Genomic DNA, 17,105 nt, shown 5'->3' with positions numbered 1-17,105 from the left:
ATGAAATGCTGCCTGTGCTAGGCAGAGATGATCAAATGTGCACACGTCATAATAAAAGAATTTTTACCTAATAGGAGGGATATTCATGTTCCTCAAACGGTTAGATATCGTTGGATTTAAATCGTTTGCAGAAAGAGTTTCCATTGATTTTGTGCCAGGTGTTACTGCAGTAGTTGGTCCGAACGGCAGTGGAAAAAGTAATATTACCGATGCTATAAGATGGGTATTGGGGGAACAATCCGCAAAATCTCTACGCGGAGCAAAAATGGAAGATATTATTTTTGCAGGTAGTGACTCAAGAAAGCCATTAAATATAGGAGAAGTAACGTTAACATTAGACAATGAAGATCAGTTTTTACCGATAGATTATCATGAAGTAAGTGTCACAAGGAGAGTTTTTCGTTCAGGAGAAAGTGAATTTTTAATAAATAAACAGCAGTGTCGACTAAAAGATATTGTTGATTTATTTATGGATTCAGGTCTTGGAAGAGAAGCTTTTTCAATTATAAGCCAAGGTAAAGTAGAAGAAATTTTAAGCAGCAAAGCTGAAGAAAGGCGCTCAATATTTGAAGAAGCTGCTGGAGTGTTAAAATACAAAACTCGTAAGAAAAAAGCAGAATATAAATTAGCCGAGACCCAAGAAAATTTACATCGTGTCTCTGATATCGTCCACGAGCTTGAAGGTCAAATAGAGCCATTAGAAATTCAATCATCAATTGCTAAAGATTATATTGAAAAAAAGGATGACCTCGAAAAAATTGAGGTTGCCTTAACAGTATTTGAAGTAGAAGACCTTCATAAAAAATGGGAGGATCTTCGTAACATATTTCAGCAACATAAAAATGATGAAATCGAATCCTCTTCTTCTTTACAGAAATTAGAATCTGAAATAGAGCACCACCGTGAGCAAATAATCGCGCTTGATGAATCTATAGATGATCTTCAAGAAGTACTACTGCTCGCTAGTGAAGAATTAGAAAAGCTAGAAGGCCGAAAAGAAGTACTTAAGGAGCGCAAGAAGAACGCCTCCCAAAATAGAACACAATTAGAAAAAATAATTGATGAATTTGAGATGAAAAGACACGAGCATATTGCTCAAAGAGATGAAGAAGCTCAGCTACTGAAACATTATGAAGAAGATGTGAATGTTAAGCAGCATGACTTAAAGCAGAAAACACAAATGTATGCATCTTATGATCAAAATATTGAAGACGTAATTGAAGGGTTAAAAAGTGACTATATTGAATTATTAAATAAGAAAGCTGCCTTGAATAATGAACTTACGAATATTGAAGATCAGCTGAAACAACAAAATGTCCGTAAATCAAACTTAGAAGAAGTAAATCAAAAATATATAATTCAACGAAAAGAAACGAATGATCAAAAGCTACTACTACAAGCTAAAATTTCGAAAGTTCAAGAAGAAATTAACGATCAAATTAGTACATTTCGAAACAAACAAACAAACCTTGAACACTCGAAGACCAAGTACCAAAAAAAAGAGAATTTACTTTATCAAGCATATCAGTACTTGCAGCAGACCAAATCTCGTAAAGAAATGTTGGAAGAAATCAAAGAAGATTATTCAGGATTTTTTCATGGTGTTAAAGAAGTATTAAAAGCTAGAGATAAACATTTGCAAGGTGTTGAAGGTGCGATCGCAGAATTAATTCATGTACCTCAGGAGTATGAAATTGCTATAGAAATAGCATTGGGAGCAGCAACACAGCATATTGTCGTTCATGATGAACAACATGCTAGGCAAGCTATTAGTTATTTAAAGAAAAACTCATATGGCAGGGCTACATTCTTACCATTATCAGTCATTAAAGAGCGTAAGATTTCAGACCTGCAACTGAATCAAATAAAAAACCACCCATCATATGTAGGGGTTGCTTCAGACTTAATAACATTTGATGAAAGGTATAGTGCTGTCTTAAAAAACGTACTAGGGACAGTAGTCATTACTACGGATTTAAAAGGTGCAAATGATTTAGCAAGACAATTACAGTTTAGGTATCGTCTCGTTACACTTGAAGGTGATGTAGTAAATCCTGGTGGGTCCATGACAGGTGGGGTAGTAAAGCAGAAATCAAATTCGTTATTAAGCAGAGGGCGTGAGCTTGAAGAACTTTCAGTAAAAGTACTTGATATGGAGCAAAAGACTTCACAGCTTGAAGCTCAAGTAAAGGAACTGAAGGACACCATTAAAGAAGATGAGGCAGGGCTTGAGGTATTACGTGAAACGGGTAATACGCTTCGTTTGAGTGAACAGTCGATAAAAGGAGAAATTCGAGAGCTTGAAATAGAAGAAAAAAATGTTAACGATCGTTTAACTGTTTACGACTTTGAAAAAGAAAATTTCTCACAACAGATGGATGAAATGAATGCAAGAACAAGAACGATTAAAGAACAAGTGAGCGTCATCGAAAACCAAGTGATGAATCTTGATCAAGAAATAGAAAAACTTACTTTAGAAAAGAATGACCAACAAATATCAAAAGAGTCACTACAAAAAGAAATAACGGAATTAAAGGTTGAATTAGCAAGCCAAGAGCAGCTGTTAGCGAATCATCAAGAGAAAGCAGGTCGCACATTACATGCTATTGCTGAAATTGAAGATAAATTGCAGGAAGCGAAGGAGGATCTTTCATTACTGCAAAATGAGATGAGTTCAAACTCATCGGGTGAAGAGGTTTTAGTCTCTGAAGCTGTAAAAAAGAAACAGGATAAATCAGCTACTGTTCAGCTTATCGCAGAACGTCGTGATCAACGCCTTCATCTACAGCAAAAATTAGAAGATCAGGAGCGCGAAGCGAAAGAACAAAAACGACAATATAAGCAGCTTGTAGAGGTTTTACGTGATGAAGAAGTAAAAATTAATCGTTTAGACGTGGAATTAGAAAACAGATTAACTCACTTGCGAGAAGAATATATGTTAACTTTTGAGGCTGCGAAAGAAAGGTATCCTTTGGAATTGGATATAGAGGAAGCTAGGCAGAAAGTAAAATTAATTAAGCTTGCAATTGATGAGCTTGGAAATGTAAATCTTGGTGCAATTGATGAGTTTGAGCGTGTAAATGAGCGTTATTCCTTTTTACAAGAGCAGAAGGAAGATTTACTACAAGCAAAGGACACATTATATCAGGTTATCGATGAAATGGACGATGAAATGAAGCGAAGGTTTCAAGCAACATTTAACAATATCAGTTCTCACTTCGAGCCTGTTTTCCAAGCATTATTTGGTGGTGGACGGGCAGAATTAAAGCTTACTGATCCAGGGGATTTATTAAATACTGGAGTTGAAATTGTTGCACAGCCACCAGGGAAAAAACCTCAAAATTTAAGTTTATTATCAGGTGGAGAAAGAGCTTTAACTGCTATAGCATTACTGTTTGCAATTTTAAAGGTTCGCCCTGTTCCATTTTGTGTTTTGGATGAGGTAGAAGCTGCGCTAGATGAAGCCAATGTGCATCGTTTTGCACAATATTTACAACGTTATAGCTCAGATACACAATTTATAGTTATTACTCACCGAAAAGGAACAATGGAAGAAGCTGATGTTCTTTATGGAGTTACGATGCAAGAATCGGGTGTGTCTAAGCTAGTTTCAGTTCGACTCGGTGAAACTGCTGAATTGGTTAAGTAAGGATCTTTTCGTAAACTTTGTGACTATTGTAATCAAATTATTGCTATAAAAAGTGGTTTATATAGTGATTCAACGTTATATAAAAGAAAAGAGGCCACCGATGCGAAAACAACCTAACTAAAGGATCTTTTCGTAAACTTTGTGACTATTGTAATCAAATTAGTTTTATAAAAAGTGGTTTATCTAGTTATTCAAAGTTATGCAATAGAAAAGATGCCACGAACGCTAATGGTGTACGTGATTAACTTTTAATACGAAAAGCAACAATTTATGCGAAAATAACCTAAAGTAAAGAAACGATTACTTGATATGAACTAAAGGAATTTTTTCGTAAACTTTGTTGCTATTGTAATTAAATTATTGCTATAAAAAGTGGTTTATAGTGATTCAACGTTATATAAAAGAAAAGATCCCACCGATGCGAAAACAACCTAACTAAAAGGTACGTGAGTAACGATTTTATGACATAAGAAGGGAAGAACAATTATGAGCTTTTTTAAAAAATTGAAAGAAAAAATTACTAAGCAGACAGATTCTGTAACAGAAAAATTTAAAGATGGTTTATCGAAAACAAGGAATTCTTTTTCAGAAAAGATGAATGACCTTGTTGCGAGATACAGGTCTGTAGATGAAGATTTTTTTGATGAGTTGGAAGAAATCTTAATTGGAGCAGACGTAGGTGTAGCAACTGTAATGGAATTAATTGATGAATTAAAAATGGAGGTAAAGCGTAGAAATATACAGGACACGAGAGAAGTTCAAGATGTTATTACGGAAAAGCTAGTTGATATTTATGAAGGACAGGACGATTTATCTGCAAATATAAATATTCAAGAGCAGTCTTTAACTGTCATTTTGTTCGTTGGAGTTAATGGTGTTGGGAAAACAACTACGATTGGGAAGCTTGCAAATAAATTTAAAAATGAAGGAAAATCAGTATTATTAGCAGCAGGAGATACATTTCGTGCTGGTGCTATAGACCAACTGGAAGTATGGGGAGAAAGAGTTGGTGTGGATGTAATTAAGCAATCTCCAGGCTCTGACCCTGCTGCTGTTATGTACGATGCTGTTCAGGCAGCTAAAGCTCGTAACGCTGATATTTTATTATGTGACACAGCCGGTAGATTGCAAAACAAAGTCAATCTAATGAAAGAACTTGAGAAGGTGAAGCGTGTGATCGAACGGGAAGTTCCTGGGGCTCCCCACGAAGTCTTACTCGTTTTAGATGCTACCACAGGTCAAAATGCTATGAGTCAGGCCAAGCAATTTGCAGAATCAACAGATGTGTCAGGCATTGTTTTAACAAAGTTAGACGGTACTGCAAAGGGAGGTATCGTATTGGCTATTCGAAACGAGCTATCGATTCCTGTTAAATTGGTCGGTCTTGGGGAACAAGTTGATGATTTACAACAATTTGATCCAGAACAATATGTCTTTGGCTTGTTTGCTGGTTTAATCGCAGATACTGAAGCATAAAAGAGCTGTTAAGAAAAAAACTTGACATTAATGATTCGACCTAGTACAATTTGTAAAGGTAATTCACTTAACATAGGGGGAAAGACTATGCTTGAAAAAAAGACAAGAATGAATTATCTATACGATTTTTATCATTCGTTGTTAACGGAAAAACAACAAAGCTATATGTCTTTATATTATTTAGACGACTTTTCCCTTGGTGAAATTGCTGAACTGTTTAATGTTAGTCGCCAGGCAGTATATGATAACATTAAACGTACAGAAACGATGCTTGAACAGTATGAAGAGAAGTTGTTGTTATTTCAAAAATTTCAGCAACGTCAACAACTTTTTTCTGATCTGAAAGAAATCATGTCAAGTAGCGTTCAAGATAATACAAAACAGCTTGCAGTACTTAATGAACTCGAGAAATTAGAGTAAGGGAGCGGCACATAAATGGCATTTGAAGGATTAGCCGACCGACTGCAAAATACAATTAAGAAAATCACAGGCAAAGGAAAAGTAACGGAAGCGGATGTAAAAGCGATGATGCGAGAAGTGCGTCTTGCATTATTAGAAGCGGACGTTAACTTTAAAGTTGTTAAGGATTTTGTGAAACGAGTCAGTGAAAGAGCCGTCGGTCAAGAGGTTATGAAGAGCTTAACCCCTGGTCAACAGGTTATTAAAGTAGTAAAAGAAGAGCTGACTGAACTGATGGGTGGAGAGCAAAGTAAAATTGCAGTAGCAAATCGTCCACCAACTGTTATTTTAATGGTAGGGTTACAAGGTGCAGGTAAAACAACTCATACTGGGAAAATAGCAAATTTACTTAGAAAGAAATATAACAAAAATCCACTTCTAGTAGCTGCTGATATTTATCGACCTGCTGCTATAAAACAACTACAAACGTTAGGGAAACAGCTGAATATGCCGGTTTTCTCTCTTGGTGACCAAGTGAGCCCGGTGGAAATAGCTAAACAGGCAATCGCGCAAGCAAAAGAAGAACATAATGATTATGTTCTTATTGATACTGCTGGGCGACTCCATATCGATGAAGCATTAATGGATGAGTTAGCTCAAATCAAAGAGGTAACAAACCCTCATGAAATTTTCTTGGTCGTCGATGCAATGACAGGTCAAGACGCTGTTAACGTAGCTGAAAGCTTTAATAGCCAACTTGGAATTACAGGTGTAGTTTTGACGAAGCTTGATGGAGACACACGTGGTGGTGCAGCATTATCGGTAAAGGCTGTTACAGGTAAACCAATTAAGTTTGTTGGTTTGGGAGAAAAGCTTGATGCGCTTGAAGCATTTCATCCTGAACGCATGGCATCTCGTATACTAGGTATGGGGGATGTACTAACATTAATTGAAAAAGCTCAAGCTACAGTTGATGAAGATAAAGCCAAAGAGTTAGAACAAAAAATGAGGACAATGTCCTTTACTTTTGATGACTTTTTGGAACAACTATCCCAAGTTCGTTCAATGGGCCCTCTAGATGACTTAATTAATATGTTACCTGGAGCAAACAAAATGAAAGGTCTAAAGAACGTTCAAGTGGATGAAAAGCAAATTGGTCATGTTGAGGCTATTATTCGCTCGATGACCAAAGCTGAAAAAGTTCAGCCAGAGATTATTAATGCAAGTAGAAAGAAGCGAATTGCAAAAGGAAGCGGAACTTCTGTTCAAGAAGTTAACCGTTTGTTGAAGCAGTTCGAGGACATGAAGAAAATGATGAAACAAATGACGAACATGTCTAAAAGTAAGAAAAAGGGTATGAAATTCCCTTTTATGTAGGGAAAATAATACTGTTAAGAAAAAACACTTTACAAACATATTGATTTTTTGATAATATACTATTCTGTGTGAAATATTTTCGGAGGTGCTTATAATGGCAGTAAAAATTCGTTTGAAACGTATGGGAGCAAAAAAATCTCCTTTTTATCGTATTGTAGTAGCAGATTCACGTTCACCACGTGATGGTAGAATCATCGAAACAGTTGGAACATACAACCCAGTTGCAGAACCAGCTCAAGTAAACATCAATGAAGAGTTAGCTCTTAAGTGGATGCAAGATGGAGCAAAACCATCTGATACTGTTCGTAATCTATTCTCAAAACAAGGGATTATGGAAAAATTCCATAATGCTAAAAACAGTAAGTAACAGTTGTGAATCGGATGAGACAGTTAATTGAAACGATCGTAAAAGCCCTTGTCGATTATCCGGATGATGTATTGGTGAAAGAAACATCTGATGAACGCAACATAACATACCATTTATCTGTTCATAAAGAAGACATGGGGAAAGTAATTGGTAAGCAAGGTCGAGTGGCAAAAGCGATACGCACTGTTGTTTATGCAGCGGGTGCAAGTGAAAAGAAACGAATTCATCTAGAGATTAATGACTAATAGCAATGTTAAGCAAATCACATGAACGGGATTTACGTGGGATCAAGCCAACGCAGTAATTCTACAAACATATTTCCCAGACGATTTGAACATCCGTATATAGAGAAAAGGGTGGGGGGTAACCTCCTCCCTTTCTTTACATTTTAGACGTGCTTTGTTTAGGGACGAGAAAACTACTAACAAAGGTCGTCACTTCACCCATCCATATGAAGGTCAAATGGTTTCGTGTGTATGGGTGAAGTACTAAGCTTGAATGAGAACGATATATTTCTTTGTTATAATTGTGAGTATACAAGTGTAGTTAACATGAGTTTCAATGTACAATTAGGCTAGAACGAACCTATCAAAGGGATGGTTGCGATGAAAATTATACAAAATATAATTGTAAAGCAAGTTCTCACTGAGAAAAGTAAAGACGGTCTACTAGATAAGTTTCAACAGTCAAAATTTCAATTACAAAAAGAATGTGATCAGCTACGATTTGAACGAAAGAAAATGGAAAATAATAAGAAGTATCAGGCATCAACACTACATACATATTTTGAACGAGAAATAAATTCGAGACTGGAAAAAATTAAAGTTTTGGATTTTCAAATTGAACAGCTAGAAATTTTACCTATTGGCAGTGAATTAAGAGAAAAAGAAGTGCAGGCCATTGTCGATATAAATGTTGGTGATAGTTGGGACGACATATCTCATGAGAAAACAATTATTATCAAGGAAGGTATCGTAGTAGAAATGAGATAGAGGGTGAAGTTAAATGGGTAAGTGGTATAATGTTGGGAAAATTGTTAATACTCATGGTATTAAAGGAGAAGTAAGAGTCATTTCTAAAACTGATTTTGCTGAAGAACGTTATGAACTAGGGAATAAGCTGTATATTTTCACAGGTGAAGATAATCAACCTATCGAGGTTGTAGTTAAAAGCCATCGCTTGCATAAAAATTTTGATCTGTTGACTTTTGAGGGCTACCACAACGTAAATGAAGTTGAGAAATATAAGGGCTCCTTACTAAAAGTGCCTGAGGATCAATTAAGTGAACTTGATGAAGGTGAATTTTATTTCCATGAAATTATCGGTTGCCATGTGTATACAGATGAGGCGAAAGAACTAGGTACGGTTAAGGAAATATTAACACCAGGGGCAAATGATGTGTGGGTCGTCAAAGGACATAATAATCAAGAAATACTCATTCCGTATATCGATGACATTGTGCTAGATATTAACATTCATGACAAGAAGATTGTTATTAAACCTTTAGAGGGGTTACTTTAAATATGAAGATTGACATACTTACATTGTTCCCTGAAATGTTTGAAGGCGTATTCGGTCAGTCTATATTAAAAAAAGCACAAGACAAAGAAGCTGTATCATTAAAAGCAACTAATTTTCGTGATTATACGACTAATAAGCATGGGAAAGTTGATGATTATCCATATGGTGGTGGGGCAGGCATGGTATTAACCCCACAACCTATTTTTTCAGCTATTGAAGACTTGAGCAAAGATATAAATACGAATCCTCGAATTATATTAATGTGCCCTCAAGGTGAGAAGTTTAATCAAAGTAAGGCAAAAGAACTATCAACAGAGGATCATCTAGTGTTCATTTGTGGCCATTATGAAGGGTACGATGAAAGAATACGCGAACAACTAGTTACTGACGAAATATCCATTGGTGATTTTGTATTGACAGGTGGAGAATTGGCTTCGATGGTCGTTATTGATAGTGTTGTAAGACTCCTTCCTGGAGTGTTAGGAAATGATGAATCAGCTGTTGAGGAGTCATTTTCAATGGGTTTGCTTGAACACCCTCAATATACAAGACCAGCAAACTTCCAAGATCATCAAGTGCCAGAAGTTTTATTATCTGGGAATCATCAAAAAATTTCAGAGTGGCGTCAAAAAGAATCTTTGAGACGTACACTGCTTCGCCGACCAGATTTATTGAATCAAGCTGACCTTACACCTCAACAAGAAAAATGGTTAGAAGAGTTAAAAAAACAATAAAGCTAGTTATTGCATGTCATTCATTTTTATGCTATGATGTTTTTTGTGACTAAGGATGAATATCCTTATGTTACTGATGACTGATGTTCCGCTGTAATGTAAAACATTGGAATGAACATCTGTGGAAGGAGTTGAAAACGATGCAACAATTAATTGAAGAAATCACAAAAGAACAGTTAAGATCAGATCTTCCTGAATTCCGTTCTGGTGACACTGTACGTGTACACATTAAAGTTGTCGAGGGTAGCCGTGAGCGTATCCAGGTGTTTGAAGGTGTAGTAATTAAGCGTCGTGGTGGCGGGATTAGCGAAACATTTACTGTCCGTAAAGTATCTTACGGTGTAGGTGTTGAACGTACATTGCCATTACATTCACCTAAAATTGCTAAACTTGAAAGAATTCGACGTGGTAAAGTACGCCGTGCAAAACTTTACTACTTACGTAACCTTAGAGGTAAGGCTGCGCGTATTAAAGAAATTCGATAATAGAACTAAAAAGGAGCTTGTCTATCAAGCTCTTTTTTCATATAGAAGATTAAAAAAGTATAGGTGGTAGCGTTATGACAACTAAAAAAAATGAATTATTTGAGTGGGTTAAAGCCTTAATTATTGCCATATTGTTAGCTGCGGTCATCAGATACTTTCTATTCGCTCCAATCGTCGTTGATGGAGAGTCAATGATGCCAACCTTAAATAATACAGACAGAATGATTGTCAATAAAATCTCATACACAATCGGCGAGCCTCACCGCTTTGATATCGTTGTTTTTCATGCTAATGCTGAAAAAGATTACATTAAAAGAGTGATTGGTTTGCCAGGTGATCATGTAGAATACAAAGATGATACACTTTTTATTAATGGTGAAAAGTTTGAAGAGCCATATTTAGATGAGAAAAAGAAAGAGCTAATAGCAGGTACACCTCTTACGGACCCATTTGAAGTCACAGTTCCGGATGGAGAGTTATTTGTTTTGGGAGACAATCGTCGTGCAAGCAGAGACAGCCGTCATATTGGAACGATACCTATTGACGAAGTCCTTGGAAAAACTAGTGTTGTGTATTGGCCGTTTTCTAAAATAAGGATAGCAAACTAGTAAGAGAGGATGAAATGAAAAAATGACAATTCAATGGTTTCCGGGGCATATGGCTAAAGCAAAACGCCAGGTCATTGAAAAAATAAAACTCATAGATATCGTCTTTGAGCTTGTAGATGCACGTATTCCAGCTTCTTCAAGAAATCCAATGGTTGATGAAATGATTAGTAATAAGCCAAGGCTTATACTACTTAATAAAGCTGATATGGCCGACCCGAGTAAAACAAAAGAATGGATTGATTACTTCCAACAACGAGGGGATCGAGCTATACCAATTGATTCTCAGTCAGGTAAAGGAATGAAGCAGATTGTTGCCATTTCCAAAGAAATGCTGCAAGACAAATTTGATAAGATGAGACAAAAAGGCGTGAAACCACGTCCGATTAGAGCTGTTATAGTAGGAATTCCTAATGTAGGTAAATCAACGTTAATCAATCGTCTTGCAAAGAAAAAAATTGCACAGACAGGTGATAGACCGGGAATAACAAAAGCACAACAGTGGATTAAAGTTGGTAAAGAATTAGAACTCTTAGATACTCCGGGTATTTTATGGCCGAAGTTTGAGGACGAAGCTGTTGGGTTAAAGCTTGCTACAACAGGTGCTATAAAAGATACGATATTAAACTTACAAGATATTACTGTATACGCTTTAAGATTCTTAAGCCATCAATATCCAAATCGGCTGAAAGATAGATACAATTTGCAAGAAATTCATGATGACATCGTCATAACATTTGATGAAATCGGCAAAAGACGAGGCTGTATCATGGCTGGTGGGATAATAGATTACGATAAAGTATCTGAGTTAGTGTTAAGAGAAATACGTTCAGAAAAACTAGGACCATTAACATTCGAAAGTCCTGCCGAAAATGAATAACATAGTGTTTTAAGAGGTGATATACATATCTCCTCATGTCAATTGACATGAAGTCTCTTCAGGGTAGCACGAGGTCACTAGCCCTGTTCTTTGTGTAACAAATGTCTTCGATTGACGTCGCTCAGTTAAGGCCTTACCTTATCTGAGTTTATCTTGCCTTGCTCGCTTATGTTAGCGAGCCTTTATTTTTTTTATTTAGAACCGATATAATGACTATGCTGTTTGCTATTGATTGTTGTACTTCGTACGAATAAATAAGTACGGATACAACGATCGTTTCGTGGAATCTTTACTACTATAAAATGTTGATAATCACATAAGAACTTCTTTATAATGTGGTATTTAGTATAAATATCAATAAAGTTTACACAGATAGTCTTATATAAAGAGTCTACTTCTAAGCAGTATTGACTCGGGTCAATAACAGCTGTATACGTAGCGCGTTGATTTTTTCTTACAAAAGATCAACACATGTAAAGTGTTATGGCGTTTGTTTCCACAAACATATTACTACATAATAATAATTTTGAAAGAATGATAAAGTTTACGCAGAGAGCCATATTGAAAGAGTGATTGAGAATGAATAAACTTACAGTAAAACAAATAAAGCAAATTTTAGATGGGACGACTAATATAGAGGATCCAATTATTAAAAAATGCGAGGATGATGATCGAAAAGGTGTTCACCAACTACTGACTAGGTGGTTGAAACAACAGGAGGAACATCACACTCAACAACAGCTATTTATTGAGATGAGTACATATGAGCAAAGCCTATATAAACAAGGGTATAATAGCATTGCAGGTATAGATGAGGTTGGTAGGGGACCACTTGCTGGTCCAGTTGTAGCTGCAGCTGTAATATTACCTAAAGACTTTTATTTACCAGGGTTAAATGACTCCAAAAAGCTATCATTTAAGAAGAGGGAATATTTGTATGATTATATTATGGAGCATGCGGTTGCAACAAGTATTGGCATTGTTTCTGCACAGAAAATAGATGAAATAAATATATATCAAGCAACAAAATATGCCATGAAACAGGCAATTGAAGACCTTAACGTACAGCCTGATTTTCTATTGATCGATGCCATGGAATTGTCAACGGACTTACCACAGTTATCGATTATAAAAGGTGACTCAAAAAGTATTGCAATAGCAGCTAGTTCTATTGTAGCTAAAGTGACACGAGACAGGATAATGATTAACTTAGCAGAAGAGTTTCCTCAATATCAATTCGAAAAGCATATGGGGTACGGCACAAAAGAGCATATGACAGCGTTGCAACAATTTGGCGTAACGAGAGAACATCGTAAAACATTTAGCCCGGTGCGTGAGACATTAGAAATGGTCAGTGAGGTGTAAACAATAATGATTCATCCGTCGCTTATACACACTTTTATTAACGATACACAGATTCAACAAACTAAAGCGGTATCAATAAATCAAGGAGATATTTTTCAAGGGAAAGTAACGAAGCTTTTTCCTAATGATATTGCTGCTGTTCAAATTGGTGGAATGAAATTATTGGCTTCATTTGAAGTACCGTTATCGGTAGGTGTAGACTATTGGTTTCAGGCTACAAATCATGAGGGGCAATTAAATTTAAAAGTAATAGGAAATGCCACATCTACAAAAAATCAAATGAACGAATCTAGTATGATCACCCAACTCCTCAGTCAATTTCAATTGGATGACTCAAAGGCTAATATTGCTCTTCTCCGTTTTTTGATGAAAGAAAACATGCCCTTCACGAAAGGGGAGATCAACCATGCTAGTAATTGGTTTCTACAATCTACTGACCGTGAAGGAACGTTACAAACGATTAAAACGATGCTCGTTAATGACCTCCCATTTACGGATGAAGTTTATCATTCAATTTCTTCTACATACGGCAAAGAGCCGTTAAGCAAACAGTTGCATCAAATTCAAGAATTATTAGGAGCTCAACAGTTCCAATCAGCAGAGAATAAACTGCTGCAAGCGAAAATAGCGTCGATTATTTCGGTAAATAGTCAATCGCAAGAAACCACTTTAAGTAAGCTTCTGCAGACGCTCGTTGATGACAATACTCACATAGCGGACAAACAAACTATATTGTCAATACTTGATAAACTTACTGTACAAACAAACAAATCCAACAATACTATACAAGTAGATATTGATTCTTCCAAGGAGCTAGTGAACAGGTCTAATTTATTACCAAGTGTTGAAAAAGTGGTTGCTCAACTACATACGATATTAACGGTGGAGGGAATAACCGACAAAGATAAAAGTATCATCGGAACAATTTCTTCACGTCTAGGATCAAATATGGATGTGAGTGGCATAGGCAATAAATTAAATGAAATTGTTGAGCAAATAACAAAAGGTAAAGATGATTTAATAGGTTTTAGTACTAAGGAGAAACAGCTTTTTTTCCAACTTGGTCAATCAATTCAAAATAATGATGGTTGGGAAAATGGAACGGCAGTTAAAATGGCATTTCAACAAATTAGTAATTCGATGGGCTTAGACTATGAATCACTATTAAAAGACTTTACAAAAACCCCTCACGAAATTGAAAGATTAGAGTCAATAAAACCATTGCTGTTAACTATTTTACAACAGTCTATTTCTAAGCAGCTAAATGAAAGCATTGAGGGCGTTTTATACAGATTAAATGCTCAACAGTTGTTAAGTCAGGAACAAGGTCCATTTCAACATATAATGATGCAGCTACCTGTACCGTTATACGATCGGTTGACTGATGTATCAATTCAATGGAGTGGAAAAAAACAACAGAGTGGCGAAATTGACCCGAATTTTTGTCGAGTCATCTTTTTTGTGGAGTTAGAATCAATAAAGGAAACAGTTATAGATGTACACATTCAAAATCGTATTATTAATATTTCAATTATTAATGATACGGAAGGATTGGCTAATCTCATTAAAAGTATGCAAAATGTTTTGAAAGAAAATTTACTTTCGTTAGACTATCAGCTATCTTCAGTTAAAGTTTTGCAATCGGCTGAAGGAAAACAAAATGTGTCAATCACTCAATCTATAGCAGAGAAAAAGCATGTCGATAACAACTATTATGGAGTAGATATACGTATATGAGTGAAAAAGTAGATTTAATTAAAGAAGCGATTGCACTTAAATATGATAGCGAAAAAAAATCTTCCCCAACGGTTGTTGGCAAGGGAAAAGGGATTGTTGCAGAGAATATTATTTCTCTAGCTGAAGAGCATAATATTCCTCTTCAGGAAGACCCTACACTCGTAAATTTGTTAAGTCAGCTAAATATAAATGAAGCAATTCCTGAAGAATTATATGAAGCAGTAGCAGAAATATTTGCCTTTATTTACCGTGTGGATAAACAACAAGGTGAAAGATAAAAATAATAATTTTGTTGGAATGCTAGACAATATACTAGCCATTATATAAAATGAAAGCGCAGTCTATTTTATTTTGTTATTTAGTAGGAGGATGGGAAATGAATATCCATGAATATCAAGGGAAAGAAATCCTCAGAAGTTACGGGGTAGCCGTTCCGAATGGCAAAGTTGCCTTCTCAGCTGAAGAGGCAGTTGAGGCAGCGAAGGAACTAGGAACGGAAGTTTGTGTTGTGAAAGCGCAAATCCACGCTGGTGGTCGTGGTAAAGCAGGTGGCGTAAAAATTGCGAAAAGTATTGATGAAGTTCGTACATATGCAAATGACCTTTTAGGTAAAATACTTGTTACTCATCAAACGGGTCCAGAAGGTAAAGAAATCAAACGCCTATTAGTTGAAGAGGGCTGCGATATTAAAAAGGAATACTATATAGGGCTTGTATTGGATCGTGAAACTTCCCGTGTCGTCTTAATGGCATCAGAGGAAGGCGGTACAGAAATTGAGGAAGTAGCAGAAAAAACACCAGAGAAAATTTTTAAGGAGTACATTGATCCTGTAGTTGGATTAACTGGCTTCCAAGCACGACGAATTGCATTTAATATTAATATTCCTAAAGAACTAGTGAACAAGGCTGTCAAATTTATGATAGGTCTTTATACAGCATTTATCGAAAAAGATTGTTCCATTGCTGAAATTAACCCACTTGTTGTAACAGGTGATGGGAACGTTATGGCGCTAGATGCAAAATTAAACTTTGACTCAAATGCTCTCTATCGTCAAAAAGATGTTTTAGCTTACCGTGATCTTGATGAGGAAGACCAAAAAGAAATTGAAGCTTCGAAATATGACTTAAGTTATATTTCATTAGACGGTAATATCGGTTGTATGGTTAACGGAGCGGGCCTTGCTATGGCGACGATGGATATTATTAAACATTACGGCGGTGACCCAGCAAACTTCCTTGATGTTGGTGGTGGTGCAACTGCTGAAAAAGTAACTGAAGCTTTCAAAATCATTCTATCTGATGAAAGTGTTAAAGGGATTTTTGTTAATATTTTCGGAGGAATTATGAAATGTGATGTTATTGCAACGGGTGTTGTAGAAGCAGCTAAACAAGTAGAATTAAGCGTTCCTCTTGTTGTCCGTTTAGAAGGAACAAACGTCGACCTAGGGAAGAAAATTTTACAAGAGTCTGGTTTAAATATTATTGCAGCAGAATCAATGGCTGATGGTGCTCAAAAAATCGTAGAACACGTAGGGTAAGAAAGGCAGGGGAACGAAATGAGTGTATTTATTAATAAAGATACAAAAGTAATCGTCCAAGGTATCACAGGTTCAACAGCTCTTTTTCATACTAAGCAGATGTTAGAATATGGCACGCAAATCGTTGCTGGTGTGACACCAGGTAAAGGTGGAACTGAAGCTGAAGGCGTTCCAGTATTTAACACGGTTGAAGAAGCAGTGAAGGCAACAGGCGCTAATGTATCTGTCATATATGTGCCAGCTCCTTTTGCAGCTGATGCAATTCTAGAAGCAGTAGATGCTGAGCTTGACCTTGCGATTTGTATTACTGAACATATTCCAGTTCTTGATATGGTAAAGGTTAAGAAGTATATGGAAGGTAAAAAGACCCGTTTAGTTGGGCCAAATTGTCCAGGGGTTATTACTCCTGAGGAATGTAAGATCGGTATTATGCCTGGATACATTCATACAAAAGGGCATGTAGGTGTAGTGTCTCGTTCTGGAACATTAACCTATGAAGCAGTACATCAGCTATCACAAGCTGGAATTGGTCAATCTACTGCAGTAGGGATTGGTGGAGACCCTGTGAATGGGACGGATTTTATCGATGCTCTCAAAGCATTTAATGAAGATCCAGACACATATGCTGTAATTATGATCGGGGAAATCGGTGGTACAGCTGAAGAAGAAGCTGCATTATGGGTGAAGGAAAATATGACAAAACCTGTAGTCGGATTTATCGGTGGAAGAACAGCGCCTCCAGGAAAACGTATGGGACACGCTGGTGCCATTATTTCTGGTGGAAAAGGTACTGCTGACGAAAAGATTAAAGTGATGAACGAGTGTGGAATTCAAGTTGCTGATACTCCAGCTGTAATGGGAGAAACTTTAATTTCTACCCTTAAGGAAAAAGGCATTTACGAAAAATGTAAAACTCATTAATCTATAAATAAATAGTCCCATACCACTCGGTTTGGGGCTATTTAGTCTGAAA

At 36.3% G+C, this 17,105-nt stretch carries 17 protein-coding genes; all 17 read left to right on the top strand.

Annotated elements, in window-relative coordinates:
- The first annotated feature begins 85 nt into the window (after positions 1 to 85).
- The gene (gene smc / locus SLH48_RS15855) at positions 86 to 3,649 is read left to right on the top strand and encodes a chromosome segregation protein SMC (protein WP_320258950.1); all 3,564 of its coding nucleotides are present in this window, start codon (positions 86 to 88) and stop codon (positions 3,647 to 3,649) included.
- Between the two features lie 486 nt (positions 3,650 to 4,135).
- The gene (ftsY, locus tag SLH48_RS15850; protein ID WP_214482655.1) at positions 4,136 to 5,125 is read left to right on the top strand and encodes a signal recognition particle-docking protein FtsY; all 990 of its coding nucleotides are present in this window, start codon (positions 4,136 to 4,138) and stop codon (positions 5,123 to 5,125) included.
- Positions 5,126 to 5,212: 87 nt separating this feature from the next.
- Entirely contained in the window at positions 5,213 to 5,545 is a 333-nt protein-coding gene (locus SLH48_RS15845) for a putative DNA-binding protein (RefSeq protein WP_214482656.1), read from the top strand.
- Between the two features lie 15 nt (positions 5,546 to 5,560).
- Positions 5,561 to 6,901, top strand: a complete 1,341-nt coding sequence (gene ffh, locus SLH48_RS15840) for a signal recognition particle protein (RefSeq protein WP_320258949.1) — start codon at positions 5,561 to 5,563, stop codon at positions 6,899 to 6,901.
- Between the two features lie 94 nt (positions 6,902 to 6,995).
- A complete protein-coding gene (rpsP, locus tag SLH48_RS15835; protein ID WP_214482658.1) occupies positions 6,996 to 7,268 on the top strand; it encodes a 30S ribosomal protein S16 in 273 nt (90 codons plus the stop codon).
- A 14-nt stretch (positions 7,269 to 7,282) separates the two neighbouring features.
- Positions 7,283 to 7,513, top strand: a complete 231-nt coding sequence (locus SLH48_RS15830) for a KH domain-containing protein (protein WP_214482659.1) — start codon at positions 7,283 to 7,285, stop codon at positions 7,511 to 7,513.
- Positions 7,514 to 7,873: 360 nt separating this feature from the next.
- Positions 7,874 to 8,260, top strand: a complete 387-nt coding sequence (locus tag SLH48_RS15825) for a YlqD family protein (protein ID WP_320258948.1) — start codon at positions 7,874 to 7,876, stop codon at positions 8,258 to 8,260.
- Positions 8,261 to 8,273: 13 nt separating this feature from the next.
- Complete coding sequence (gene rimM, locus SLH48_RS15820; RefSeq protein ID WP_320258947.1) at positions 8,274 to 8,789, top strand: ribosome maturation factor RimM; 516 nt, start codon at positions 8,274 to 8,276, stop codon at positions 8,787 to 8,789.
- Between the two features lie 2 nt (positions 8,790 to 8,791).
- Complete coding sequence (gene trmD, locus SLH48_RS15815) at positions 8,792 to 9,523, top strand: tRNA (guanosine(37)-N1)-methyltransferase TrmD (RefSeq protein ID WP_214482662.1); 732 nt, start codon at positions 8,792 to 8,794, stop codon at positions 9,521 to 9,523.
- 140 nt (positions 9,524 to 9,663) lie between these two features.
- Entirely contained in the window at positions 9,664 to 10,008 is a 345-nt protein-coding gene (gene rplS / locus SLH48_RS15810; RefSeq protein ID WP_214482781.1) for a 50S ribosomal protein L19, read from the top strand.
- A gap of 74 nt (positions 10,009 to 10,082) precedes the next feature.
- Complete coding sequence (gene lepB / locus SLH48_RS15805; RefSeq protein ID WP_214482663.1) at positions 10,083 to 10,616, top strand: signal peptidase I; 534 nt, start codon at positions 10,083 to 10,085, stop codon at positions 10,614 to 10,616.
- Between the two features lie 22 nt (positions 10,617 to 10,638).
- Complete coding sequence (gene ylqF, locus SLH48_RS15800) at positions 10,639 to 11,493, top strand: ribosome biogenesis GTPase YlqF (RefSeq protein ID WP_320258946.1); 855 nt, start codon at positions 10,639 to 10,641, stop codon at positions 11,491 to 11,493.
- 579 nt (positions 11,494 to 12,072) lie between these two features.
- Positions 12,073 to 12,858 (top strand): ribonuclease HII, encoded by a 786-nt coding sequence (locus tag SLH48_RS15795; protein WP_320258944.1) that lies wholly within the window; start codon positions 12,073 to 12,075, stop codon positions 12,856 to 12,858.
- Positions 12,859 to 12,864: 6 nt separating this feature from the next.
- Positions 12,865 to 14,595 carry a hypothetical protein gene (locus tag SLH48_RS15790; protein WP_320258943.1) on the top strand — a complete coding sequence of 577 codons (1,731 nt, stop codon included), beginning with the start codon at positions 12,865 to 12,867 and terminating at the stop codon, positions 14,593 to 14,595.
- Entirely contained in the window at positions 14,592 to 14,873 is a 282-nt protein-coding gene (locus SLH48_RS15785; RefSeq protein WP_320258942.1) for an EscU/YscU/HrcU family type III secretion system export apparatus switch protein, read from the top strand. Before SLH48_RS15790 ends, SLH48_RS15785 begins: the two co-directional genes overlap by 4 nt.
- A 98-nt stretch (positions 14,874 to 14,971) precedes the next feature.
- A complete protein-coding gene (gene sucC, locus SLH48_RS15780) occupies positions 14,972 to 16,132 on the top strand; it encodes an ADP-forming succinate--CoA ligase subunit beta (protein WP_320258941.1) in 1,161 nt (386 codons plus the stop codon).
- A gap of 18 nt (positions 16,133 to 16,150) precedes the next feature.
- On the top strand, positions 16,151 to 17,053 hold the full coding sequence (gene sucD, locus SLH48_RS15775; protein ID WP_214482669.1) for a succinate--CoA ligase subunit alpha: 903 nt from the start codon (positions 16,151 to 16,153) through the stop codon (positions 17,051 to 17,053).
- Positions 17,054 to 17,105 lie beyond the last annotated feature (52 nt).

Origin of the sequence: Cytobacillus sp. IB215316 (assembly GCF_033963865.1) — a bacterium.
GTDB lineage: Bacteria > Bacillota > Bacilli > Bacillales > SM2101 > Nanhaiella > Nanhaiella sioensis.
Note: the sequence above shows the minus strand (reverse complement) of the source record. Positions and strands in the feature narration are given on the sequence as shown.

Excerpts from the sequence above, each read along its gene's own strand:
- smc (WP_320258950.1), top strand. The coding sequence starts at position 86 with ATGTTCCTCAAACGGTTAGATATCGTTGGATTTAAATCGTTTGCAGAA.
- ftsY (WP_214482655.1), top strand. The coding sequence starts at position 4,136 with ATGAGCTTTTTTAAAAAATTGAAAGAAAAAATTACTAAGCAGACAGAT.
- SLH48_RS15845 (WP_214482656.1), top strand. The coding sequence starts at position 5,213 with ATGCTTGAAAAAAAGACAAGAATGAATTATCTATACGATTTTTATCAT.
- ffh (WP_320258949.1), top strand. The coding sequence starts at position 5,561 with ATGGCATTTGAAGGATTAGCCGACCGACTGCAAAATACAATTAAGAAA.
- rpsP (WP_214482658.1), top strand. The coding sequence starts at position 6,996 with ATGGCAGTAAAAATTCGTTTGAAACGTATGGGAGCAAAAAAATCTCCT.
- SLH48_RS15830 (WP_214482659.1), top strand. The coding sequence starts at position 7,283 with ATGAGACAGTTAATTGAAACGATCGTAAAAGCCCTTGTCGATTATCCG.
- SLH48_RS15825 (WP_320258948.1), top strand. The coding sequence starts at position 7,874 with ATGAAAATTATACAAAATATAATTGTAAAGCAAGTTCTCACTGAGAAA.
- rimM (WP_320258947.1), top strand. The coding sequence starts at position 8,274 with ATGGGTAAGTGGTATAATGTTGGGAAAATTGTTAATACTCATGGTATT.
- trmD (WP_214482662.1), top strand. The coding sequence starts at position 8,792 with ATGAAGATTGACATACTTACATTGTTCCCTGAAATGTTTGAAGGCGTA.
- rplS (WP_214482781.1), top strand. The coding sequence starts at position 9,664 with ATGCAACAATTAATTGAAGAAATCACAAAAGAACAGTTAAGATCAGAT.
- lepB (WP_214482663.1), top strand. The coding sequence starts at position 10,083 with ATGACAACTAAAAAAAATGAATTATTTGAGTGGGTTAAAGCCTTAATT.
- ylqF (WP_320258946.1), top strand. The coding sequence starts at position 10,639 with ATGACAATTCAATGGTTTCCGGGGCATATGGCTAAAGCAAAACGCCAG.
- SLH48_RS15795 (WP_320258944.1), top strand. The coding sequence starts at position 12,073 with ATGAATAAACTTACAGTAAAACAAATAAAGCAAATTTTAGATGGGACG.
- SLH48_RS15790 (WP_320258943.1), top strand. The coding sequence starts at position 12,865 with ATGATTCATCCGTCGCTTATACACACTTTTATTAACGATACACAGATT.
- SLH48_RS15785 (WP_320258942.1), top strand. The coding sequence starts at position 14,592 with ATGAGTGAAAAAGTAGATTTAATTAAAGAAGCGATTGCACTTAAATAT.
- sucC (WP_320258941.1), top strand. The coding sequence starts at position 14,972 with ATGAATATCCATGAATATCAAGGGAAAGAAATCCTCAGAAGTTACGGG.
- sucD (WP_214482669.1), top strand. The coding sequence starts at position 16,151 with ATGAGTGTATTTATTAATAAAGATACAAAAGTAATCGTCCAAGGTATC.